This is a genomic window from Pseudogracilibacillus sp. SO30301A, from assembly GCF_037072025.1.
GTDB lineage: Bacteria > Bacillota > Bacilli > Bacillales > Amphibacillaceae > Pseudogracilibacillus.
Genome location: NZ_JAXHDD010000014.1, coordinates 16,436 through 41,544 on the forward strand (window position 1 = coordinate 16,436; position 25,109 = coordinate 41,544).

Consider the following 25,109-nt stretch of genomic DNA (forward strand, 5'->3'; position numbering starts at 1 on the left):
AAACATAAAGGAGGGTGTCCTTTGTTCATAGCACATATCCGTAAAAGTGATCATGAAATCCAAACAGTTCAAGATCATCTTAAAGGCGTTGCCTGGCTTGCAAGGAGATATGGTGAACCGGTAGCGCTAGCTGCTCATACTGAATTATCTGGTTTTCTCCATGATATGGGAAAGTACACGGAAGCCTTTACCACCTACATAAGAAATGCGGTGCTCTACGATGATGTGGCTAGCACCAAGCTTGATCATTCCACCGCAGGAGCAAAATATTTATATGAAAACTATTATGGGAGAGATCCCTTGCAAAATCTTGTAGTGGAAACGGTAGGGATGGCTATTTTATCCCACCACTCCGGCCTTCAGAATTTTATTCAGACCGATACGAGCCAATCGGATTATATCCGCCGTGTGACAAATGCTGATTTACCATACTTTCAGGAGGTAGTATCCAACTTTGAAGCTATACCTGGAAATGTAGATAGAGTAACACAATTGATTGAAGCAGCTAAGAAGGAAGTCCAGGAATTTATGGAGCGGATTAAACACCTAAATGGAAACGAACGAACCATTCACTTAAATTACATGCAAAAGCTGGTGTTCAGTTGCTTGATCGATGCTGATCGTACCGATACCCGCTGTTTTGAAGAGGCTATGGAGGCAACTGTCTTTGACCATTCGGACGTATTTGAAGAAGGGTACAGCAACCTCATGAACCAAGTGAACGAATGGAGTACGGCAGTTCATCCCATTAACAAGCTGCGTAATGAGATGTCTGAAAGTTGCGGTAGAAGAGCAGATGAACCATCAACCATTATGACCTTATCGATTCCCACTGGCGGCGGAAAGACCTTTGCAAGCCTCCGTTACGCCTTAAAACATGCTATACGGCATAAAAAAGAACGAATTATTTATGTAGTTCCTTACACAACCATTCTGGAACAAAATGCAGCAGCCGTCCGCAATATTATCAAACAGCCAGAAGCCGTCCTCGAGCATCATGCCAATGTCATTGATGAAAGCGATTTGGATAATGAACCGGATTATTATCAAGAGGCATTTCATAAGCAACTGCAGCTTGGCCGAGATAACTGGGATTATCCGATTATCTTTACGACAATGGTACAGTTTCTGGATGCCTTTTTTCAAAAAGGAACGAGAAAAAGCCGGCGTCTCCATCATCTTACGAATAGCGTAATTATCGTGGATGAAGTACAGTCCGTTCCTTACAAACATTTCCATCTGTTTAATACAGCAATGAATTTTCTCCAAATGGTCGGAAATAGTAGTATTCTGCTTTGTACAGCAACACAGCCGGAAGTAGCTGAGATGAAATATAAAATACATCTCGAGGAAACTGCAGAAATTGTACCAGATCTTGTGAGGACCGTAGATGCATTTAAAAGAGTGTCAATCATTAATAAAGTGGACAAAGGTGGCTGGAATCTCGAAAAAATAGCATCATTTACGGAAGAAGTCATGGCAGAACACCAATCACTTTTAATCATTTTAAACACAAAGTCAGAAGTACGGAAGCTTTATCAGCTGCTGGAAGAATTGAATATAGCGGATGTCTATCATCTCAGTACCTCGATGTGCCCGGCGCACCGAACAGAGAAGCTGGATAAGATACGGGACAAACTGGGTAAAGAACGGATCATCTGTGTCAGCACACAACTGATTGAAGCCGGCGTAGATATCAGCTTTGAATCCGTAATCCGCTCCCAGGCGGGACTCGATTCGATTGCTCAAGCGGCCGGTCGCTGCAACCGAAATGGGGAGCGAGAAGAAGGCAAAGTTTATATCATCCGCTCCGCAGAAGAAAATCTTTCAAGACTGCCCGAAATTCGAATCGGCGGAGAAGTGCTGGCAAATTATATCTTGAATAATGAAGAATTTGACGACAATTATCTAAGCCCGCGGGCAATACAGACCTATTTCAGACATTTTGATGCTCAGGCAGGCCGCGAGATAAAAGTTGTGCCACAGCCATTGGATTACCCGCTTATCGAACATCTGGATGGGTCACACCCTAACGCGCGGAGGACAAACACAATTTCCAGAGGGATGTTTAAGACAGTAGAAAAATATTTTGAAGCGATTGAATCGCCCACTACATCTGTAATTGTACCTCATGATGAAGAAGGCAAGGATATTATTGCTTCACTCAACCAAGACCTCGACATCAAAGAGTTTAGCAACATTATGAAACAGGCACAGCAATATTCCGTAAATCTCTTTGATTATGAAATACAGAAACTCAGTCAAAATAACTTGCTCGCACCCCTTTACGACAATTCGATTTATTGTCTGACGGAACGGGCGTATGATGAAGATTTCGGTGTCACGATTGATGGAGAAGGTTCGATGATGGATTATAACTTTTAAGGAGGTGATACCGATGAGGAACCAGATTGAATTTGTTGTTCATGGAAAATATGCCTTGTTCACTGATCCTGTGACTCGGATTGGCGGGGAGAAATTCACGTATCAGATCCCGACCTACCAGGCTTTAAAGGGAATCGTTGAATCGGTGTACTGGAAGCCGACTCTAACCTGGTATATCGATGAAGTACGTGTGATGAACCCAATCCAGACGGAAGTGAAGGGGGTTCGCCCCATCAAATATCAGAACAGTGACAATGATTTAATGTACTACACCTACTTGCGAGAGCCTGTGTACCAAGTGCGAGCCCATTTTGAATTCAATGAAAACCGACCTGATCTTGCCTATGACAGAAATGAGCACAAACACCATAACATCGCTAAGCGAGCGGTGAAAAAAGGTGGGCGGCGTGATGTGTTTCTCGGAACACGTGAATGCCAAGGGTATGTAGAGGAGTGCACGTTTGGTGAAGGTGAAAGTTTTTATGACGGTTATGGCGAAGTAAGTTTTGGCCCGATGTTCCATGGATTTACTTATCCAGATGAAGGGGATCAGGAAACGCTGCAAGCAAGAATTTGGGTACCGACCATGAAGGACGGAATCATTTGCTTCAAACGCCCAGATGAGTGCGAGATCATCCGGGATGTCCGAAAAGGCTCTATGAAACAATTTACCAAAGGAGAAAATTTCACAGATGTAGATCAAGAATATAAAGAGATGTTCAGGGAGGTGTGAAAATGAGTTGGATGCAGCAATTAAGAAAGGTGTATGACAATAATATATCCCATGTCGGAGAGTTTGAAGAAAGACGGAATCAGCGGATAACGTTGCTCCCTGTTTCTCACGTCATGCAGAGTGCACAAATTGAAATTTTAATTAATAGAGATGGAGAATTTGTGAATGCGAAAGTTATTGAGAAAGAGAATGCGCGGACGATTGTGCCTGCTACCTCAGCGTCGGCGAACCGCAGTAACTCGAGTGCACCTCACTATATCCATGACAAACTGTTTTACGTTGCTGGCGATTATGTAGCGTACACAGGAGAGGAAAAGCGTGAAAAACATCATCAAGATTACCTTAAGCAAATGAAAGGATGGGCAGAATCCCCGAATGCACCGAAAAAAGTGCAGGCAATCTATCAATATATTAAAAAAGGAAACGTGATTGAAGATCTTATCAATGAAAAAATAATTCCGGCAGACAGTAACAATGAAGTGATCACAAAGTGGACTTCAGCCGAGGAAAAGCCATTGATTTATAAAGTGGTGCTTGGTGACATTCTAACTGCTTTTGTCCGATTTGATGTGCTTCATGACAATGCAGATGATCCGGTTGTTTGGGAAGATAAAAAATTGTTCAATGACTATATCGAATACCAGGAAACAATTGCGGAGATGGAAAAAGGCTACTGCTATGTTACAGGTGAGGAAACGTTACTGACCACACAACATGGCTCCCGGATCCGAAATGCCGGGGACATGTCGAAACTGATTTCTGCCAATGACGGTAGTGGTTACACATACCGCGGGAGATTTGCGAAACCAACCGAGGCAGTGCAAATTGGCTACGATGTGTCTCAAAAAGCACATCATGCGCTGCGCTGGCTCTTGCAAAGACAGGGGACTTATGTTGATTCGCGCTACTTTGTTTCATTTGGTGTGGAGGAAGCAGAGGTAGCCGATCCGCTTGAAGGAACAGCAAATCACTTATTTGATTTTTTCTCCGCAGAAATGGATGAAGATGCTAAAACACCAATTTATACCGAAGAAATTGTCGCAGAGGAATTAAATAAGGCACTGCAAGGAAAAAGGCATGAACTGAAAGAAAATGCTTTGGAAAATATTATCATTATGTCCGTGGATGCTGCAACACCAGGCAGGCTCGCGATTGTTTACTATCAGGAACAAAGTGCAGATTTATATTATGAAGCACTTGCCCATTGGCATCGTACGTGCAGCTGGCAAATGCGTTTTAAAAATGGAAATAAATGGGTTTCATTTTATGGTGCTCCCTCTACCCATCAGATTGCAGAAGCTGTCTATGGAAGGAATGGAGATCCAAGGATGAAGAAAGAGTTATATACAAGGTTGCTTCCAAGTATCACAGAAAAGAAAGCGATCCCGAAAGATATCGTTCAGACGCTGTTTAATAGAGTGAAAAATCCATTTAGCTTTGAGGGATTAGGACAATGGAATTCCGTTTTAAACATTGCATGCGCACTAATTAAGAAGCAATACGAGAAGGAGGGATTTACCGTGGCGTTACAGGAAGAGAATTCATCAAGAGATTATTTATTTGGAAGATTGTTAGGTATTGCGGAAGTGATGGAGCAAAGACAGCTGAAAGAAAGAAATGAAGACAGGGCAACGAATGCTACCAGATATTTTAATGCCTTTTCTCAGCATCCTGCCCGTACCTGGATGGTAATCCGGAAGCAGCTAAATCCATATTTTCAGCGTTCCGGGGGTCTAACAGGTTATTATGCGATGCTCATTCAGCAAATAGAAGATAGGCTAACAGTGGAGAATATGACCGACGCTCCGCTCAGTCCAGTTTTCTTAATGGGGTACAGCAGTCAAATTCAACGTTTATATACAAAGAAGGAGGAAAAAGAAAATGACAGTATTGCAGAATAAAATTGATTTTGCAGTAGTATTCACAGTAGATAAAGCGAATCCAAACGGAGATCCGTTAAATGGTAACCGTCCGCGCCAGGACTTTTTAGGATATGGTGAGGTATCTGATGTAGCGATTAAGCGGAAGCTGCGCAATAGGCTGCAGGATGATGGGGAAGCAATCCTTGTTCAATCGGATGAAAGAAGAACGGACGCATTCCGCAGTATTAAAGATAGAGTAGATTCAGTAGAGGAACTGAAAAAATTACTAACAAAGTCGAAAGCGACAGGAGCGGACGAAGAATCAGCAGAAATGATAGCTAGCAGCACATGGTATGATGTACGTGCTTTTGGTCAAGTTTTTGCATTTAAAGGTACCAAAATGTCCATCGGTATCCGCGGTCCGGTATCCATTCATACTGCAACGAGTGTTGAGCCTGTCGACATATCTAGTATGCAGATAACAAAGAGCGTAAATTCAACCACGAATACAAAAGATCCAGGTCAAAAAACATCCGACACGATGGGGATGAAACATCGAGTAGATTTTGGTGTATATGTATTTTACGGAAGCATTAACCCGCAGCTTGCTGAACGCACTGGATTCACTTATGAAGATGCACAGAAACTGAAAGAAGCATTAAAGACACTTTTTGCAAACGATTCATCTTCCGCACGTCCGGATGGCAGCATGGAAGTAAATAAAGTATTCTGGTGGGAACATGATTCGAAATTAGGAAAGTATTCTTCGGCGAAAGTTCATCGGACAGTACACGTGGAAAAGGTAGAAGACAATCTTCCACAGTCTATTGAAAATTACAAGATTAATGTGGACGAGCTGGAAGGTCTTCCGGTTGAAGAGCATGACGGGCTATAACGAACAAGATTATCTGATGCTTTCAGGGATTCAGCACTTTGAATTCTGCAAGCGGCAGTGGGCTCTTATTCATGTAGAGCAGGAGTGGGCCGAGAATGTATTGACGGTAGAAGGAAATGCACTCCATGAAAAGGCAGACGACCCTTTCGTACGCGAAAAAAGGGGAGATACCATTTTTGTCCGTGCGCTCCCTATTCATTCAAGCTCGCTTGGTATCAGTGGCATCTGCGATATGGTGGAATTTACGAGAGATGAAGATGGGATTCCTTTAGATAAAGAGGAAGGACTGTATCGCGTAAAACCAGTAGAGTATAAAAAAGGAAAACCCAAAAAGCATGCCGCCGATATTTTGCAACTGGCTACCCAATCACTGTGCCTGGAGGAAATGCTCGGCACAGTGATTGAGGAAGCGGCACTCTACTATCATGAAATCAAACGAAGGGAACCAGTGCCTATCACAGATGATCTCAGGAAAAGAACAAAAGAAATGATAAAAGAAATGCATCATTACTATGGTAGAAAGTACACTCCAAGGGTAAAAACTGGAAAACATTGCTTAAGATGCTCATTACGGGATATCTGTTTGCCGGAAATGCTGGAAAGAGAAAAAGTATCTGCGTACATGAATAGGATGTTGGCGGAATGAAAAAATTACTGAATACCGTTTACGTGTCTCAGCCTGATATCTATTTGGCTCTTAAAGGAAAAAATCTGAACTTAATAAAAGAAAATGATTCGATCGCACGTATCCCGCTTCATAATATCCAGGCGATCTGCACCTTTGGACGCCAGGGAGCAAGCCCGGCACTGATGGCTGAATGCATGGATCAAAATATCAGTCTCACTTTTTTCACAAGCTCAGGTAGGTTTCGCGGACGGCTGACGGGAGAGTTGAATGGCAATGTTTTACTGCGAAAAAAACAATATAGAATTTCCGACTCAGAAGATGAAAGTTTACGTATAGCTAGACATATGATTGTCGGGAAAATCTTTAACAGTGAGCAACTGTTAAACCGTACATGGAGAGATCATGGATTGCGCGTAAATTCGGAGCGGATTAAACATGCGATTAGTAGACTTGCAAAAGCCAGACAACACGTACTTGCTTGCAATGATTTAGAAGATTTAAGAGGAATCGAAGGAAACGCAGCAAGTGTGTATTACAGCGTTTTTAACGAATGCATTCTGCAGAATAAAGAAGATTTCACATTCTCGCATCGTAACCGGAGACCGCCATTAGACCGAATAAATGCCTTACTGTCTTTTTCGTATTCTTTACTGGCATCGGAAACAGCGGCTGCTCTAGAAGGGGTCGGACTTGATTCGTATGTAGGTTTTTTGCATCGTGACCGGCCGGGGAGAACTTCTCTTGCTTTAGATGTCATGGAAGAGTTGCGACCATTGATTGCAGACCGATTTGTTTTAAAGATCGTAAATAGAAAGCAGATGCATGCTAAGGATTTTGTAATTAAAGAAAATGGTGCTGTCATCCTTAAAGATGATGCGAGAAGAAAATTCTTGCAGCTATGGCAGGAAAACAAGGAGTCTGAAATCACCCATCCGTATTTAAAAGAAAAAATTTCCTGGGGGTTGATCCCGCATGTGCAAGCATTATTATTAGCCAGATTTTTAAGGGGAGACCTTGATGCATATCCTCCAATTTTACTTAGGTAGGTGAGGGAAGTGTTAATACTAGTAACCTATGATGTTCAGACGATGACTGGGAGTGGCCAAAAGAGATTGAGAAAAGTAGCTAAGAAGTGTGAGGAATACGGGGTTCGAGTACAGAATTCTGTATTTGAGTGTGTGGTGGACAGTGCGCAGTTACGTCAGTTGGAACTTAGCTTAGAATCGATCATCGACCCATCTGTTGACAGTCTGCGGTTCTATCGTTTAGGGAACAATTATGAAAATAAGGTGAAGCATATCGGTGCTAAACCGTCGCTTGAAGTAGAAAAGCCACTGATTTTTTAATGCGCGAACCTGAAGTGAACATGATTTTCCAGGGAGGTTCGCGCAGAATATACATGTTTATTTAAAGGAAATGGAAAGGATATTGGTTGAATTAGTGAAAAGTAATGGATAGACTACTATATGTAGAGGCGAGATGTTGGATTTGTCAATATCTCGCAGTCGCTCCCTGTATGGGGAGCGTGGATTGAAATACCCTATTTATAAAAAACACGACATATATGAGGCGTCGCTCCCTGTATGGGGAGCGTGGATTGAAATTGAGATGATATCATTGGCAACAGTTTTCGGTAAGTCGCTCCCTGTATGGGGAGCGTGGATTGAAATCGCAAAGATAACAATCGCTTTCGGCGCTGGATAAGTCGCTCCCTGTATGGGGAGCGTGGATTGAAATATTAGAACCATCACCGTAAAACGCTACAGCATCTGTCGCTCCCTGTATGGGGAGCGTGGATTGAAATTTAATTACGTTTAATGCACCTCGGATACCGCTCGTCGCTCCCTGTATGGGGAGCGTGGATTGAAATAAAATCCTTTACCCAGCCTGATAGCCCTGCTCTAGTCGCTCCCTGTATGGGGAGCGTGGATTGAAATCGTGGTGTGAGTAAGCAAACTTTCCATCCTGGTAGTCGCTCCCTGTATGGGGAGCGTGGATTGAAATCACCTGTAGAGCTAGGGCCGAAGAAAATCTCAAAGTCGCTCCCTGTATGGGGAGCGTGGATTGAAATATCGTATTTGGTTGCAGATAAAAGAGAATATTATGTCGCTCCCTGTATGGGGAGCGTGGATTGAAATTGTCGTACTTATTCAATTGAAGGTGCTATCGATGTCGCTCCCTGTATGGGGAGCGTGGATTGAAATATCCTGGTTAAATGTTTGGTCATGTTCAACCTCTGTCGCTCCCTGTATGGGGAGCGTGGATTGAAATGATTATAAAAGACAGTAGCCAAAAAAAAGTAAAGGTCGCTCCCTGTATGGGGAGCGTGGATTGAAATTCGAAATTCTGTTTACATCTGTTACAAATTTGAAGGTCGCTCCCTGTATGGGGAGCGTGGATTGAAATATTTTTCCCATTACGTCTTGGAAGAGAATAGCCAGTCGCTCCCTGTATGGGGAGCGTGGATTGAAATTTTTTCAAACCTAAAGCTTGAGCAATACCATTTGTCGCTCCCTGTATGGGGAGCGTGGATTGAAATATCTTCGAAGTCACACTTAGGCGATCAGTATGATGTCGCTCCCTGTATGGGGAGCGTGGATTGAAATAAGAAGATTTAGCCACAACAAATGCAGATTTAGAACGTCGCTCCCTGTATGGGGAGCGTGGATTGAAATCAAGAAGATTTTTTAAGTGGAAAATTAGGAAGACGTCGCTCCCTGTATGGGGAGCGTGGATTGAAATTTCTGTCATTTGATACAGCGTGTAAAAACATCCTGTCGCTCCCTGTATGGGGAGCGTGGATTGAAATTTAATTACGTTTAATGCACCTCGGATACCGCTCGTCGCTCCCTGTATGGGGAGCGTGGATTGAAATAAAATCCTTTACCCAGCCTGATAGCCCTGCTCTAGTCGCTCCCTGTATGGGGAGCGTGGATTGAAATTCGAAATTCTGTTTACATCTGTTACAAATTTGAAGGTCGCTCCCTGTATGGGGAGCGTGGATTGAAATATTTTTCCCATTACGTCTTGGAAGAGAATAGCCAGTCGCTCCCTGTATGGGGAGCGTGGATTGAAATTTTTTCAAACCTAAAGCTTGAGCAATACCATTTGTCGCTCCCTGTATGGGGAGCGTGGATTGAAATATCTTCGAAGTCACACTTAGGCGATCAGTATGATGTCGCTCCCTGTATGGGGAGCGTGGATTGAAATAAGAAGATTTAGCCACAACAAATGCAGATTTAGAACGTCGCTCCCTGTATGGGGAGCGTGGATTGAAATAGCTGTAATCCAATCAAGGTATTTCCCTCGTCTGGTCGCTCCCTGTATGGGGAGCGTGGATTGAAATATTTAAATTAATCTTCGCTTCCACAAGACCGCCTCCGTCGCTCCCTGTATGGGGAGCGTGGATTGAAATTATACAGGCATGGTCTGAAACCGAACCAGAGATTTGTCGCTCCCTGTATGGGGAGCGTGGATTGAAATTCGTTAGTAGTACCGATAAAAATACACTGTCTAGGTCGCTCCCTGTATGGGGAGCGTGGATTGAAATATTAGAACCATCACCGTAAAACGCTACAGCATCTGTCGCTCCCTGTATGGGGAGCGTGGATTGAAATATGTCTGCACAGCCTTTTGTTAGGCCACCTTTCTGTCGCTCCCTGTATGGGGAGCGTGGATTGAAATTGGCCATGATGAGGGATCCGTCCAATCCTCATATTGTCGCTCCCTGTATGGGGAGCGTGGATTGAAATTGTTAGTTCGTTATCCTGGTTGAGTTGTTTAAACGCGTCGCTCCCTGTATGGGGAGCGTGGATTGAAATCAAGAAGATTTTTTAAGTGGAAAATTAGGAAGACGTCGCTCCCTGTATGGGGAGCGTGGATTGAAATTTCTGTCATTTGATACAGCGTGTAAAAACATCCTGTCGCTCCCTGTATGGGGAGCGTGGATTGAAATTTAATTACGTTTAATGCACCTCGGATACCGCTCGTCGCTCCCTGTATGGGGAGCGTGGATTGAAATTTTTTCTCAATGTATTTATAACCTACTTCGTATTTGTCGCTCCCTGTATGGGGAGCGTGGATTGAAATAGCAGACACCCGAACGATTATGCCATCATTGATTGTCGCTCCCTGTATGGGGAGCGTGGATTGAAATCCTTCGCCTTGCACCTCAGATATCATATCCATTAGTCGCTCCCTGTATGGGGAGCGTGGATTGAAATAATCGATACAAAGCTGTTAGCCTTCCAAAGTGTGTCGCTCCCTGTATGGGGAGCGTGGATTGAAATAGTCAAGCGCCTAATATACATATCATCACACCTTGTCGCTCCCTGTATGGGGAGCGTGGATTGAAATTCTTTCCTGAACGGTATTCGTACAATGGCCCTTTGGTCGCTCCCTGTATGGGGAGCGTGGATTGAAATAAAGTATTCATTGTCAATGACTGTTACCCAGACATGTCGCTCCCTGTATGGGGAGCGTGGATTGAAATTCAAGATGAATTGATATTAGAACATGAAGCAAAGAGTCGCTCCCTGTATGGGGAGCGTGGATTGAAATCGCATGTTCCAAAGCTACCAACATCGATAAGAGGTCGCTCCCTGTATGGGGAGCGTGGATTGAAATTAAAAATTGGAGACGTGAGGTTAATGACATCATAGTCGCTCCCTGTATGGGGAGCGTGGATTGAAATAACGAGCAATGGAAATACAACAACAAAAAATCAAGTCGCTCCCTGTATGGGGAGCGTGGATTGAAATACATTCACCGCCACAATGTGGACACGTAAACTCAGTCGCTCCCTGTATTGGGAGTGTATGTAGTGTTCCTAAAAACAGGGGGTAGCAAGTTTTTTTGTATAAAACGCATGAAACTGGGCAATATAATAAGTTTTTCTAATAAACTTTTGACAATACGTTCCGCAAGGTGGAGGGGATAATATTACAGGGCACAGATGTCCGGGAGAATGGTTGACAACCGAAGTGATGAAAAGATGTATCGATATTATGGTGAACAAAATGGAGTACACGGAGCCTGAACAAGATCTCAGTATGAGCATGAGGCAAATGCCGAGTGTGCCAAAGAGTGGATTCATTATTCATAATGTGCAGAGAGTATAGACATAAAATGAGAATAAATAAGCCCAGTTCTTTTGATAAAGAAGCTGGGCTTCATTTGTGCAAAATTCAGCATAAATCCCTGAACCGTAAAACATGTTTATTTCCTTTTCTTGTTGCACTTCTCGGTTGAAAGTGCATGACTCATAACATACTAGTTTTCTATTTGCGGGCTGCGTAGTTGTAAAACTTAAAAGATGTTTTGGCTTCTTGATAGATGGATTAAAACGCAGCAGTCCAACCGCCATCAGCAGTGACAACTGTCCCGTTTATAAAACGTGAATCATCGGATGCTAAGAATAATGCAACCTGTGCGATCTCTTCAGGTTGTCCCACGCTAGGTATCACACCTTGTACAACCTTTGTTCGTTCAGCACCAAACTCACTAATACTTTTCATGGAGGAACTAATATTTGTTTCTACAGCTCCTGGAGCGATAGCATTACAACGAATACCCTTTTGTGCATACATGAAACCAGTATTTTTAGTTAGACCGATAACAGCATGTTTTGATGCACCATAAGTTGCTCCAGCGTGCGCCCCGTTTAGACCTCCAGTTGAAGCGGTATTAATGATTACTCCTTTTTCTTTTTCTAAGAAAATCGGGATTGCTTTCCGCATCGCTCGCATCACAGCTTTTGTATTAACATCAAAAATGACATCCCATTTTTCATCTTGGATTTCCCCAACAGGTTCAAACCCATCCATAATACCGGCATTATTCACTAGGATATCCAATGTTCCATATTCATTCACTGCAGTATCAATCATATGATCGATGTCTTCTTGCTTTGCTACATTGACTTGCACTGCTTTTGCAACTGCACCATGATCAAGGATTCCTTCTACTACCGATTCCGCTCCTTCTAGGTTCAGGTCAGCGACAATTACTTTTGCGCCTTCTTTCGCATACAACTCAGCGATTGCCTTTCCCATTCCTGAAGCTGCGCCTGTCACGATGGCAACTTGGTCTTGTAATTTCATTTCAATCAATTCCCTCCTCGTAATTTAGTAAGTTTTCGAAACACATTGTACATTAATATTATACCAAATTTTAGTATCATTAAAACTGCGCAATGCATCTACCGAACTCTCCCAATTAAATTGAATTCGATTTCGATAAGTTTCTGTACTAAAGGGATAATTGTAAATTAAAAACTGGAGTGTAACCCGCTTCGGATCTTATGTAAAAGACTTGGTTATATTCCGGTCATTCTAGTACCTTAGCAAGTTCAATTCTAAAGTGATTCTCCGCATCTTCATACATATAATCGTTTAATATTTTTTCATCTATCATAAATCCATCGGTAAAAAATGTAGCTTTATCAATCTCTTTACCAACGCCTTCCATTATCTCTTTTAAAAGCTCTTCATTATCTTGAGCATAATAATAATCAAAAGCATGGGCAACTTCATGGAAGTATGTATAGTAGTTTCCTCGTTCATCATCGCGTAATTCTTTTATATCTAGATAAATGGCATTTTCCCAATATCTAAATACATCATTACCATCTATTTCTTCTTCATCTCTTATTTCAGGTGTTATAATCACAATCTCAAACCGATCGTGATAGAGTCAATTTCACAGCTGCAAAAATATCGTTTTAATCTATAGGTAAATAAAAGTGAACATACAAAATCAAATCTAGCAACCTTCTAATTAAACTTTTTTCTTTGAAGAAAGCGAATTTTTTTATTTTACATTTAATTCACCTTCTATTTACTTTAAATCAATACTTGTAACGTATTATAAATTATGAGGAGGCGGATAAGTGTTGAAGCGTAGCATAAGGACGGAAATTTTAATTCAATCTAATTCAAGTTTAGCAAATGAGCTGGCAGAGGAAATTATTACAAACTATCCACATAAAGAAATTAATGCACCACATTATGGGTTAACGATGTTGAAACTTCGAGAATCTGCACAAAACAGTTTATTCCACATCGGAGAGGTACTTGTTACTGAATGCAAAGTAGAAATCGCAGGTCATATCGGAGTAGGGATCGTCGTTGGCATGGAAAATGATTTGGCTAAACATCTAGCAATAATTGACGCGGCATACGGAGCGAATCTGCCTGAAACGATTCATTGGGCTCAAAAATTACAACATGCTGAACAAAAGATAAAGGAAGAGAAAGCAAAGAAACAGGCTGAACTCTTACAGACAAAGGTTAATTTTGAAACGATGGAAGAGTAAAATAAAATCCTTAAATAAATAGGAGGGACAGTATGGTTACAGATCAAGTTCATTACACGCAAAATGTGTATCGAGACGTATTAAATGCAATGTCTCGACCTGGCGATATCGTATGTCTTGTGGAGGCGGACAGTTCTTTCGCAAAAACATTTAATTGTTTTCGGGCAACCTCTTCTTTATTATTCACTCTTTTAGATCATGATGTTACGTATCACTTAATTTCTGACGACTCAGTAAATATGTCGACGATGATCACAGCATATACGTTAGCACGTCATGTACCTGTTGAAGAAGCTGACTTTATTATCGTGCTTATGGATGCGCAAGAATCGGAAGTAGAGCATGCCCTAAAGACATGTAAAGTTGGTACGTTAAGGGATCCTCATTTATCCGCCACGTGGATTGTTGAAACAGAGCCTTTGCAGTTAGGTAAAGAAATAAAACTTACGGGGCCAGGGATTGAAACGGAAACTTTGTTGCAAGTCCAATTAGCCCAGACGTTTTGGGATATTCGAAAAGAACGATTAAGTGAATTTCCTCTCGGTCTTGACATTATTTTTACGAATCGTCGCAACGAAGTGTTATGCATGCCAAGGACGACAATAGTCGAAAAGGTGGGATGATGTTATGGCTTATGTAGCTGTAAAAGGTGGAACAGAAGCAATTGAAGCTTCTATCAATTTATTAAATTATGAACGGATCAAAGATAAAAGAATCATTGAAGTTGAAACAATCATATCAACAATGCGTAGTTTAGTTGATCAAGTAATGTCAGAAAGCAGTTTATATTCACCGTTTTTAGCAGCACTGGCAATTAAGCAGGCAGAAGGAAGTATGGAAGAGGCGGTGTTTCTCTTGCGTGCACATCGCTCCACTTTACCAAGGCTTTATGTAAGTGAATCAGTCGATATGAATGATATGTTTGTGGAACGACGTATATCAGCTAGTTTTAAAGATATTCCAGGTGGTCAATTACTTGGAGCAACCCCAGATTATAAGCATCGTTTACTCAATTTTGACTTAATCGATGAATCCGCCTTTCACAATGAAAAATTAATAAATCAATATAAAAGTGCTTTACCACCTTATGTAAATACGACGGAAGTTTTACGATACCCAAAGGTTGTGGAGTACTTACGAAAAGAAGGACTATTTCCGACATATGAACCGAATAATGAGGAACCTATTGATGTGACGAAAGAAAATATACGTTTTCCTATTGCAAGAAGTGCTCGTTTACAAATGTTGACTCGAGGGCAAACAGGTGCAGTTACTTCTTTAGGTTATGCGTCCTTACGAGGGTATGGAGCAGTTCACCCAACTGTTGGAGAAGTACGATTTGGTTCGATTCCGATTCACGTAAATGTACAGTCAGAAGCGGAAATTGATCCAGATGATTCATATTATATTGGGGAGATTAAGCTTTCTGAGGTAGAATCTTTCGTCCCGGTTACAACAAGTGATGAAAATGGAAATGATGCATTACATTTTGAAATCGGATATGGTGTTTGTTTTGGAAGAAATGAAACGAAAGCAATTGCGATGAGTATTTTAGATCAATGTTTAGAACATCCAGAAATTGATTTCCCGACACATGATGAAGAATTTGTGTTATTGCATATTGATTCTGTTGAATCGACTGGTTTCATATCGCATTTAAAATTACCGCATTACGTTACGTTCCAATCTAAATTAGATGCCGTCCGAAATACTAAAAAGGAGCGAGACACGAGTGAAACTAATTAGACATTTTGCCTATTTTGACGAAGGTGCAAAAAAAGAAATTAGAAGAGCGACATTAAAAGCAGTAGCAATTCCAGGTTATCAAGTTCCTTTTGCTTCACGTGAAGTTCCAATTGGACGTGGCTGGGGAACTGGTGGTTTACAACTCACTTTATCATTAATCGGTAAAAATGATGTGCTAAAAGTAATTGATCAAGGATCAGATGAATCCGTGAATGCAGTCAGTATAAAAAAACTAGTGCAAGAAACAACAGGTGTATCTTGTACAGACGATACGAGAAAAGCAAGTATTATTCAGTCGCGGCACCGTATTCCTGAAGTACCGTTAACGAAAGAACAAATTATCGTCTTACAAGTTCCTGAACCCGAACCGTTACGTGACATCGAAAAAAGTGAACATCAGACGAAGATATTGCATGCAGAAGAGGATTATAGTGGTGCGTGGTTACAATTGTTCGAACAAATTATGATAATTGGTAGTACGACAACACATGCTAATCACCCAGTAGTTGTGAATAACCGCTATGTGATGGCACCTAGTCCAATTCCACGTTTTGATAATGAAAAAATGCATCAGTCAGAAGCATTAATTCTGCTAGGGGCTGGTCGGGAAAAGAAAATTTATGCAGTGCCTCCGTATACGAATGTAACATCACTCGCTTTCGATGATTATACATTTCGGGTAGAGAATTTTGATGGAAAAGCTTGTCATTTATGTAATGCAACGGATGTTTTCTTAGATGAATTAGTAAATGAAGAAACTGGTGAAACTTATTTTCAATGCAATGATTCAAGCTATTGTTTGGAACGGTTAAATAAAAAAACATCACGAGAAGAGGTGGAGGTAAATGTTTGAACAGCCACTTCTTCAAGTGAAAAATGTGACAAAGAAATATGGGGCAGGCTGCCAAAAATGTGCTGCATTGCATTCGGAGGTAATGATTAAGAATTACTGTCCTGTATGTCGGACTGTATATGCTTGTCGTGACGTTTCCTTCGATTTATATAGCGGTGAAATACTCGGTATTGTCGGTGAAAGTGGTAGTGGAAAATCAACATTAATGCAATGTTTATATTTTGATTTGGAAACTTCATCTGGAGAAGTATATATGGAAAGTTCGGAATGGCAAGGAGAAAATCTATTTTATTTATCTGCGAAGCAAAAACGATCTATTCGCAACAGTAAATTTGGCATGGTGTATCAAAACCCGATACACGGTTTGAAAATGGAATATTCTGCGATTAGTAATATTGGTGAAAAACTGATTGCTGCGGGAAACAGGAATGTGAAAGAGATGGAAAGCATCGGTAATACGTTATTTAGAGAAGTGGAAATTCCATTATTTCGCTCGAAAGAAAAACCACTTCATTTTTCAGGTGGGATGCAGCAACGTGTTCAAATAGCGAAAGCTTTATCTAATAATCCGCCGATTTTATTTTTAGATGAAATTACGACAGGACTCGATTTATCTGTACAAGCAAATGTACTGGACGTAATTAAAAATATTCAAGTCGAGTACGGTGTGAGTATGATCGTTGTATCCCATGACTTAGCGGTGATTCGCATGTTAGCCGATCGCACACTTGTCATGCTAGATGGGCAAGTAATTGAAAAAGGATTAACAGACCAAATTTTAGAAGATCCTCAACATCATTTCACTCAGCAATTAGTTTACTCATTAATTTAAATCGATCATTAACCCATTCCATAAGGGAGGTTTCATTTTGTACATTATTCATAATGGTTTAGTTGTAACTGAGGAAAAAATCGAAGAAGATTTAGCCGTCGTAGTCGAGGGAAGTCATATCCATTCTGTTATTTCAACCTCGCAACTTGCAGCGTTTCCAGAAGCGAAACGAATTGATGCGCATGGCGGATATATTACACCAGGGTTTATCGATATGCATTCTGATTATATTGAAACAATTGCTTCACCGCGTCCGACAAGTATGATCGATTTTAATATTAGTTTACGTGAAGCGGAGAAAATTCTCGTCAATAATGGAATTACGACAATGTTTCATTCTTTATCATTTTTTAAAGAAGATATCTTTACACAAAACATTATGCGGTTGCCGGATAATGTGCAAAAAATGGTTGATCTCATTCACGGGACGAGCGACGACCTTCATTTAATTCGTCATCGATTACATGCGCGGTTCGAAATCGACAATACGTACGGTGTAAATCAATTAATCGAAAACATTGAACAAAATAAAGTGCATTTAGTATCGTTTATGGATCATACGCCTGGGCAAGGGCAATATCGAAATTTACAAAACTACTATCAAGCGCTTCGGGGATATCGTGACGTTTCATATGATGAAGTACAAACAATTATTCTCGAAAAACAAGCATGTGAAACAGTCTCTATAGAAGATATTGAAAGAATTACGAAATTAGCAAGAGAAAAGCAGATTGCAGTTGCTTCTCATGATGATGATAATATTGACAAACTGAATCTTATGCGCTCATTTGGAACAACGATTAGTGAATTCCCAATTACGCTTGATGTTGCAAAAGAGGCTAAAAAATTAGGTTTCCATACGATTGTCGGCGCTCCAAATGTTTTATTAGGTAAATCTCATTCCGGTAATTTATCGGCAGTGGAAGCAATTGAATCTGGCTGTGCAGATATTCTCTGTAGTGATTATTATCCTGTAGCTTTATTACATGCTGTGTTTCACTTACACGAGAAATATGGATATGATTTGCATGATATGTTTCAAATGGTAACGATCAATCCAGCAAGGGCGGTGCAGATGGACAGTGAAATAGGTTCAATCCAGCGAGGGAAAAAGGCAGACCTTCTCATTATTGAAAAAATGCAGGATGGTTATCCGATGATTACGACGACAGTGGTGGATGGTGTCATTATAACGGAAACGAATTATCGTATTTAAAAAGTAAAGGGGCTAAAAAAGTGGCTATTTTACAAGTGAATCATTTCAGTAAGTCATTTAGGATCCATCATTTGCAAAAAACGATGCAAGCAGTCGAAAGCATTCACTTTACCTTACAGAAGGGTGAATTTATTGGTATTGTCGGCAAAAGTGGGAGTGGTAAATCGACCATTTTAAAAAGCATTTATCGAACGTACTTACCTGAAGAAGGAGAAATTATGTACGATTCGGCTCGTTTTGGGCAAATCGATTTAACAAATGCATCGGAAAGACAAATGATTTATTTACGAAAACACGAAATTGGGTATGTTTCACAATTTTTAAATGTAATGCCACGGATTACATCGCGTCAACTTGTGGAAAATTCCTTACTTGAGGTTGGATTTTCAATCAAAGAAGCAAAAGAACGAGCGGAACAAGCATTAGTCCATTTTGATCTTGATCAAACATTGTGGGATGCATATCCGAATACTTTTTCAGGTGGCGAAAAATTACGACTTAATATTGCAATTGCAACGGTGAAAAACCCTCGCCTACTTTTACTAGATGAACCGACGGCAAGTTTAGATGCAAATTCCAAAGAAAAAGTACGTCAAATCATCGAAAAATTAAAACGACGTGGGACAACATTAGTTGGTATTTTTCATGACCTAGAATTTATGGAAGGTTTATGTGATAGAGTTTTCGAAATGGAATCACGGCAAACGAAAATATTCATAAAGGATCGTGTATGAGATGACAGACTTTTCTAGTGGGACGAACGCGAATACAGTCTCAGCTGATTTACATGTTCATAGTAATTATTCGGACGGTTTTCATTCAATGGAAGGAGTAGTTGTGCTCGCCAAAAATAATGGGTTAACTGAAATAAGTTTCACTGATCACGATTGTAAAATAAACCATGTCCAAGCTAAATATTTAAGTGAAAAATATGAAATTACAATTATACCGGGAATTGAAATTTCAGCATATGACTTTGAGAGAAATCGAAAAGTACATATTTTAGGTTATGGATATGACGAGAAAGCACGAAATATTAGCAGCTTATGTGATGTCGTCTCGAAAAGAAGACATGACTATTCCCTCAGGCAAATAAAACAAATTCAAGATGCAGGCTACGAATTGAATATGGATGAAGTTTTATCCTATGCAAAATATAGTGAAACCATTTATAAACAACATATTATGCGCGCATTAACTGATGCCCATTTTGCATCCGAAGCATATCAAACTTTATATCAAACATTATTTAAAGGAAACGGTGTTGCCTCAGGTGATATTTCGTATGTGAGTGCGGTCGAAGCGGTTGAATCTATCGTTGCAGATGGGGGAATAGCGGTACTTGCTCACCCCGGACAATTAGATTCGTTTGAGATTGTTCCACTCCTTGCACAGCATGGATTAAAAGGAATTGAACGGAATCATTTCGACCATACCGTAAAAGATATGAAACGGGTAGATGAGCTTGCTCGAAAATATGACTTAATCATGACTGGTGGCTCTGACTTTCACGGCTTATATGGCAAACCGATTGGGATCGGCGAAGTGAGAAGTCCCCAATCATTATGCCATATATTGTAACGAATCATAATAGATTTTAAGGGGGGATGCTCATCGAGGAATGCGAGATTGGGAGTGTAAGAGACAACATTTTCTATTAATTAAAAAGGGAGAGTTTACATTCATGAAAAATAAGTCGATTTTTCTTCTCGTATTAACTTTATTCGTTATTGCTTTAGCAGCTTGTAGTGCAAGCGGAGCTGAAAGTAGTTCTAGTGAATCAAATGCTAGTGAATCAAATGCAAATAGTAATTCTAATGAAGTCATTGATATTGTATGGTATCCGAATGAATCTGGAAATGATATGAAAGCTTCCCGTGATGAAATCGGAGCGATCATTACGGAAGTAACAGGGAAAGAAGTGGAACATCATTTAACGACAGATTATGCTATTGCAATTGAAACGTTAATTAATAATAATGCGGATTTAGCTTTTATGGGAGCTGTTGGGTATGTTGAAGCGAAAAATGGAAATGATGCGATCGAACCTGTTGTAGTTCCATCTGGTGCATCAGGTACATTAGATGATGCTATTTATCATAGTTGGCTTGCAGTAGATGTTGATAAACAAGATGATTTTAAAGTGGATGGTGAATTTTCTCTTGATACATTAGTAGATAAACGTATGTCATTCGTGTCAAATAGCTCGACTTCGGGTTTTGTTGTTCCAACGTCAACCATTATCGATTATTTTGCGGATAGCTCAGATTATGGCGATTTAACTCCAGAAGATTTAATGGAAGGTGGATCACTTTTCTCACAAGTACTATTCGGTAACTCACACCAAGGTTCTGCTGTGAATTTAATTAACGGGAATGCTGATGTTGCAGCATTTTGTGATAATTGTGTTGAAAACTATGTGGAAGCTGCAGATGGAGAAGAAAATACTGTAGGTACGGTTTATCGCGTGAAAGAAGGAGCTGCTGAACCTTTTAATAATGTGATCGGGGAAGAGTTTATTTTAATAAGTGTTACTCCTGTATTAAACGCACCAATTGCTGCGAATTTAGAAGTGTTAGGAGAAGAAGACTTCAAGAAAATTCAAGATGCACTCGCTTCCGATGCGACAGCTAATAATGAAGAAGTTTTCGTACCAGAAGATTCAGATGCTTCCGGTTTGTTTTATAAAACAGATCAAGAAAGATTTATTCCTGTAGAAGATGCTTGGTTTAACCCAATTCGTGAATTATCTAATTAATAATGAAGAATCCAAGTAAATAAAGTTAGAGTATGCATGTATTGCATGCTCTAACGATTAAAAAGGAGCCTAAAAATGTCTTTATTAAAAATTAAAAATCTATATAAGTCGTACGATAGTAAAACAAACGTATTGAATGATATTAATATTGATATTGAGAGTGGTGGCTTGGTTTCAATTATTGGTCCTTCAGGAGCGGGGAAATCAACGTTACTTCGATGTATTAATCGAATGGTCGACTTAACGGACGGTCAAATTATTTTTGACGGGGAAGATACAACCCATTATAAAAAAAGACAATTACGCAAGCTTCGTACAGACATTGGGATGGTTTTTCAACATTACAACTTAGTCCCACGACTAACGGTAATTGAAAATGTGTTACATGGACGTTTAGGGTATAAATCTACTATTCAAGGATTATTAAGTCAATTTACAGAAGTAGAAAAAGAAAATGCTTTTTCGCTACTCGATACATTAGGGATTGTCGAGCATGCCTATAAACGTTGTGATCAATTAAGTGGCGGGCAGCAACAACGGGTTGGAATTGCGCGCGCGTTAATTCAAAATCCAAAACTTATTTTATGTGATGAACCGATTGCGTCCCTTGATCCGAACGCCTCAAAAGTAATTATGAATTATTTGCAGAAAATTACGCGAGATCTTAATATTACTTGTATTGTTAACTTACACCAAGTCGATATCGCACGTGAATATTCTGATCGAATTATCGCTTTGAATAAAGGATTCGTTGTATTCGACGGCTCTCATTTACAATTAACGGAAGAGCGGATGAATCATATTTATGGAATTGAAACACGTGAGTTAATTACGGTATAAGGAGAAATCAACTTGAGTGAAAAAAAGCTACGAAGAAAAAAATGGCAATCAACATTATTTTTTATTGTCATTATTATTGTCATGTTGCTCTCTACATTTATTACCAATTTTAATTATATGCACAGTATGATGAGTATTCCATCCGCATTCCAATGGATTTTTTCGAATCTATTGATTACGGAAGAAAGTTTACAAAGATTACCTACTATTTTAACAAAATTGAATGAGACTATTTTTATGTCAATAGCAGCATCTACTACAGCCGCAGCTGTATCTCTTTTCCTCGGAGTAATGGGATCTAAAACGACGAAAATGAATAATATAGTTAGTGTGATTGCCCGTGTGATCGCATCTTTTTCTAGAAATATTCCAGTCGTCGCTTGGGCGCTAATTTTATTACTATCTTTCGGTCAAAACTCAGTTACTGGCTATTTAGCTTTATTTGTCGGTTCGGTTGGATTTTTAACGAGGGCATTTATCGAATCGATTGATGAAGCGGATCAAAGTTCTGTTGAAGCGTTGACAGCTACAGGGGCAACGTATTTTCAAATCGTTAACAAAGCTGTTATTCCTCAAAGTTTGCCTCAAATTATAAGTTGGACATTGTTTATGATTGAAACAAATATTAGAAGTGCAACACTCGTCGGTATCTTAACTGGAACGGGTATTGGATACTCGTTTGATTTATATTATAAATCGATGGATTATAATACTGTTGCATTAATCACGTTCAGCATTGTTATCACAGTTATTATCATTGAATTACTATCTAACTATATTCGAAAGGTGATTATATAATGCAGAATAGCTTTGCTGTCCATATGAAAAGAACACGGTCAGGGAAAATCAGTTTAAAATCTGGAGAAAAATCGGAAAGAGTGATGAAGCTTACGCTTATTTTGCTTGTCGTCTTAACGATTGGGGCAGTCTTCTTTTTCGATTTTACTGGTTTTCAGTTACAAAAGGCAATTGTCGATACGACGCATAACTTGAAAATGATGTTCCTGTTGCCAAAACTAAGTCATTTTAGTATTGGTGAAGCATTTGTACAAGTTGCGATCACGATTGCATTAGCTGTATTGTCTACTATTCTTGGTGCTGTCATTGCTTTTTTTCTAGCATTACTTGCGGCAACGAATTTATCAAAAGAATGGATTTCACGTACGATAAGGGTGATCGTTGCTTTTATTCGAGCGGTGCCGACTGTATTGTGGGTGTTAATTTTTGCAATATCGGCTGGGCTTGGTAGTGAAGCGGCTGTCGTTGGTATGCTGTTTCACTCTATTGCATACTTAGTAAAAGCATATTCAGAAGCGTTTGAAGAAGTTGCCCCAGGTATTATCGAATCGTTGCGTGCGACTGGATCCAGCTGGTGGCATGTCGTGAGGCATGGGATTCTTCCATCAACTTGGACCTATTTGATGTCCTGGACATTTTTACGTTTTGAAATTAACTTTGGTGTTGCCGTTGCAATGGGGGCAGCTGCTGGAGCAGGTGGAATAGGATTCGAGTTGTTTATGGCATCTGGGTTTTATTTTGACTTTCAAGAAGTTGGGTTGATTACCTATATTATTTTAGTGATCGCCATTATCCTAGAAATGTTGTCTACACAATTAAAAGAGAGATACATGCAAGGTGTAAGTAATAGATAAGCGACTCCGTTCGGGATGGTGTTTTTCGTACAGGGGTAATGTTCTCTTTCAGAATAAAAGGTGCGGTAAAACGATCGAAAAGAAATTACAGTTCAATCGGGGCTAGTAATTATACCCGATTGCGAATACGCATGACAGGATATGTTTTATCATTTTAATAATTAGGTAATCCGATTTAAATGGAAATTAAAAAATCACCAGTGGGAATTTCTCCACTGGTGATTTTTGAGCATGTGGCACGGTTTATTGTTAGGTCGTATAATAAATCTGCTACTTCATGATTGATCAATTACTAGATTTTATTATCGACTAATCGAGAGGTTAATCAACTCGCGGAGCATAGTTATGTTTTTAGTCGGTATCTTGACCTATGCTCGGGTAAATCCAGGTGAAACGGTTTTAATTTACCTCTTAATTTTAAAAAAGAAAAGAGTATAATTACATTCCAGAAGAACAACTAAGATATTTAATCTTGGGAGAAAGTGCTGAGTGAAAATAGTAAAGAATAAGGTAATTCTTAAACAGTTCGTATCCATTTTGGTACGAACTGTTTTATTGTTAATTCAATTAAATGGATGTGAAAAAACCTTAATTTGAGGATTCGGCTTAGCAAAGACTTATCATCACCTTACCCCCCATATTACGCACCCATTTGAAGCGATAAAATCTTTTTATTGCAGGAATTTTGCCTTGAAATATAGAAGGATAAAGGTATCGGCACACTGAGGTGATAACATAGTACCATATGAATTCCCGGGTGATCCGGAATTGGCAAAGGAAATCGTTCAAGCAGGGAAAGATTCAGGGTTACAAGTTAAAGGAATTAATGATCCATATTATATGTGGGATTATGGAAGCGTTGTCCCTTTACGATATTTGACTCCAAACAGTGACATCCCGGTAATTAACTTATCTGTTACACTGGCAGCGTCAATTGAAGAAACATATAAGTTGGGGCAAGCAATTGCTAGAGTATGTCGTGAGAGTGATAAACGAATTATTTTCCTTTCAAGCGGTGCCTTATCTCATAATCTCGTTCGAGGAAGACATCATGGCTCAACAACATCTGAACATGCGTTAGATAAACAGTTTGTTGATTTTATTATGAATGAAGACTATGAATCTGCTTATAATATGCTTCCAGAATATTTTCGCATGGCAAGAGTAGAGTCTGGTGGGAGACATATTGCTATGTTACTTAGTATGTTGGAAGATGATATGAAACCGAAGTATCATGCTGATGGGCAATCATCGGGAAGTTGGAATGCTGTTATTACATTTGAGAAAGAAAAATCTAGAGTGAGTGTAGGTTAAGAAAGTAGTTTCTTCAAAGTGAATAAAGTAATACGCGTGGTTATTCAGGTAACTGCACTTTAACTCTCCTTATTAATGAC

General features: G+C 39.9%; 22 protein-coding genes and 1 CRISPR repeat array. Of the genes, 20 read left to right on the forward strand and 2 right to left on the reverse strand.

Features of this window, described 5'->3' with window-relative positions; genetic code table 11:
* The first annotated feature begins 21 nt into the window (after positions 1-21).
* From cas3 to cas2, 7 genes are read left to right on the forward strand one after another with little or no spacing between them, the layout of a single operon-like run.
* Positions 22-2,385, forward strand: a complete 2,364-nt coding sequence (gene cas3, locus SPD89_RS09025) for a CRISPR-associated helicase Cas3' (RefSeq protein ID WP_336261625.1) — start codon at positions 22-24, stop codon at positions 2,383-2,385.
* A 13-nt stretch (positions 2,386-2,398) separates the two neighbouring features.
* Positions 2,399-3,118: a type I-C CRISPR-associated protein Cas5c gene (gene cas5c / locus SPD89_RS09030; protein ID WP_336261626.1), complete on the forward strand. Its 720-nt coding sequence runs from the start codon at positions 2,399-2,401 to the stop codon at positions 3,116-3,118.
* A 2-nt stretch (positions 3,119-3,120) separates the two neighbouring features.
* Complete coding sequence (gene cas8c / locus SPD89_RS09035; RefSeq protein WP_336261627.1) at positions 3,121-5,019, forward strand: type I-C CRISPR-associated protein Cas8c/Csd1; 1,899 nt, start codon at positions 3,121-3,123, stop codon at positions 5,017-5,019.
* The gene (cas7c, locus tag SPD89_RS09040; protein ID WP_336261628.1) at positions 5,000-5,875 is read left to right on the forward strand and encodes a type I-C CRISPR-associated protein Cas7/Csd2; all 876 of its coding nucleotides are present in this window, start codon (positions 5,000-5,002) and stop codon (positions 5,873-5,875) included. Before cas8c ends, cas7c begins: the two co-directional genes overlap by 20 nt.
* Complete coding sequence (cas4, locus tag SPD89_RS09045) at positions 5,862-6,521, forward strand: CRISPR-associated protein Cas4 (protein ID WP_336261689.1); 660 nt, start codon at positions 5,862-5,864, stop codon at positions 6,519-6,521. Before cas7c ends, cas4 begins: the two co-directional genes overlap by 14 nt.
* Entirely contained in the window at positions 6,518-7,549 is a 1,032-nt protein-coding gene (gene cas1c / locus SPD89_RS09050) for a type I-C CRISPR-associated endonuclease Cas1c (protein ID WP_336261629.1), read from the forward strand. The genes cas4 and cas1c overlap by 4 nt, the downstream gene beginning before the upstream one ends.
* Positions 7,550-7,558: 9 nt before the next feature.
* Positions 7,559-7,849: a CRISPR-associated endonuclease Cas2 gene (gene cas2, locus SPD89_RS09055; protein WP_336261630.1), complete on the forward strand. Its 291-nt coding sequence runs from the start codon at positions 7,559-7,561 to the stop codon at positions 7,847-7,849.
* 158 nt (positions 7,850-8,007) lie between these two features.
* Positions 8,008-11,263: direct repeats of the CRISPR family, unit length 33 nt; unit sequence GTCGCTCCCTGTATGGGGAGCGTGGATTGAAAT.
* A gap of 579 nt (positions 11,264-11,842) precedes the next feature.
* Here cas2 and SPD89_RS09060 read toward each other — a convergent pair.
* Both SPD89_RS09060 and SPD89_RS09065 read right to left on the reverse strand, forming a co-directional pair.
* Entirely contained in the window at positions 11,843-12,604 is a 762-nt protein-coding gene (locus tag SPD89_RS09060) for an SDR family oxidoreductase (RefSeq protein ID WP_336261631.1), read from the reverse strand.
* Between the two features lie 226 nt (positions 12,605-12,830).
* The gene (locus SPD89_RS09065; RefSeq protein WP_336261632.1) at positions 12,831-13,172 is read right to left on the reverse strand and encodes a hypothetical protein; all 342 of its coding nucleotides are present in this window, start codon (positions 13,170-13,172) and stop codon (positions 12,831-12,833) included.
* Positions 13,173-13,392: 220 nt separating this feature from the next.
* Between SPD89_RS09065 and phnG the strand changes: the two genes are divergently transcribed.
* From phnG to SPD89_RS09130, 13 genes are all read left to right on the forward strand, one after another.
* Complete coding sequence (gene phnG / locus SPD89_RS09070; RefSeq protein WP_336261633.1) at positions 13,393-13,818, forward strand: phosphonate C-P lyase system protein PhnG; 426 nt, start codon at positions 13,393-13,395, stop codon at positions 13,816-13,818.
* 32 nt (positions 13,819-13,850) lie between these two features.
* A complete protein-coding gene (phnH, locus tag SPD89_RS09075) occupies positions 13,851-14,441 on the forward strand; it encodes a phosphonate C-P lyase system protein PhnH (RefSeq protein WP_336261634.1) in 591 nt (196 codons plus the stop codon).
* Positions 14,442-14,445: 4 nt separating this feature from the next.
* Positions 14,446-15,564 (forward strand): carbon-phosphorus lyase complex subunit PhnI, encoded by a 1,119-nt coding sequence (locus tag SPD89_RS09080; protein ID WP_336261635.1) that lies wholly within the window; start codon positions 14,446-14,448, stop codon positions 15,562-15,564.
* Positions 15,551-16,417, forward strand: coding sequence for an alpha-D-ribose 1-methylphosphonate 5-phosphate C-P-lyase PhnJ (locus SPD89_RS09085; protein ID WP_336261636.1), 867 nt, complete (start codon positions 15,551-15,553; stop codon positions 16,415-16,417). Before SPD89_RS09080 ends, SPD89_RS09085 begins: the two co-directional genes overlap by 14 nt.
* On the forward strand, positions 16,410-17,249 hold the full coding sequence (locus tag SPD89_RS09090) for an ATP-binding cassette domain-containing protein (protein ID WP_336261637.1): 840 nt from the start codon (positions 16,410-16,412) through the stop codon (positions 17,247-17,249). The genes SPD89_RS09085 and SPD89_RS09090 overlap by 8 nt, the downstream gene beginning before the upstream one ends.
* Before the next feature lie 37 nt (positions 17,250-17,286).
* Complete coding sequence (gene phnM / locus SPD89_RS09095; protein ID WP_336261638.1) at positions 17,287-18,465, forward strand: phosphonate metabolism protein PhnM; 1,179 nt, start codon at positions 17,287-17,289, stop codon at positions 18,463-18,465.
* A 20-nt stretch (positions 18,466-18,485) separates the two neighbouring features.
* The gene (gene phnL / locus SPD89_RS09100; protein WP_336261639.1) at positions 18,486-19,199 is read left to right on the forward strand and encodes a phosphonate C-P lyase system protein PhnL; all 714 of its coding nucleotides are present in this window, start codon (positions 18,486-18,488) and stop codon (positions 19,197-19,199) included.
* A gap of 1 nt (position 19,200) precedes the next feature.
* A complete protein-coding gene (locus tag SPD89_RS09105; protein ID WP_336261640.1) occupies positions 19,201-20,046 on the forward strand; it encodes a PHP domain-containing protein in 846 nt (281 codons plus the stop codon).
* Between the two features lie 103 nt (positions 20,047-20,149).
* Complete coding sequence (locus SPD89_RS09110) at positions 20,150-21,223, forward strand: PhnD/SsuA/transferrin family substrate-binding protein (protein WP_336261690.1); 1,074 nt, start codon at positions 20,150-20,152, stop codon at positions 21,221-21,223.
* A 75-nt stretch (positions 21,224-21,298) separates the two neighbouring features.
* Positions 21,299-22,063 carry a phosphonate ABC transporter ATP-binding protein gene (gene phnC, locus SPD89_RS09115; protein WP_336261641.1) on the forward strand — a complete coding sequence of 255 codons (765 nt, stop codon included), beginning with the start codon at positions 21,299-21,301 and terminating at the stop codon, positions 22,061-22,063.
* A gap of 12 nt (positions 22,064-22,075) precedes the next feature.
* Entirely contained in the window at positions 22,076-22,861 is a 786-nt protein-coding gene (gene phnE, locus SPD89_RS09120) for a phosphonate ABC transporter, permease protein PhnE (RefSeq protein ID WP_336261642.1), read from the forward strand.
* The gene (locus tag SPD89_RS09125; protein ID WP_336261643.1) at positions 22,861-23,715 is read left to right on the forward strand and encodes an ABC transporter permease subunit; all 855 of its coding nucleotides are present in this window, start codon (positions 22,861-22,863) and stop codon (positions 23,713-23,715) included. Before phnE ends, SPD89_RS09125 begins: the two co-directional genes overlap by 1 nt.
* 735 nt (positions 23,716-24,450) lie before the next feature.
* A complete protein-coding gene (locus SPD89_RS09130; protein ID WP_336261691.1) occupies positions 24,451-25,029 on the forward strand; it encodes a hypothetical protein in 579 nt (192 codons plus the stop codon).
* Positions 25,030-25,109 lie beyond the last annotated feature (80 nt).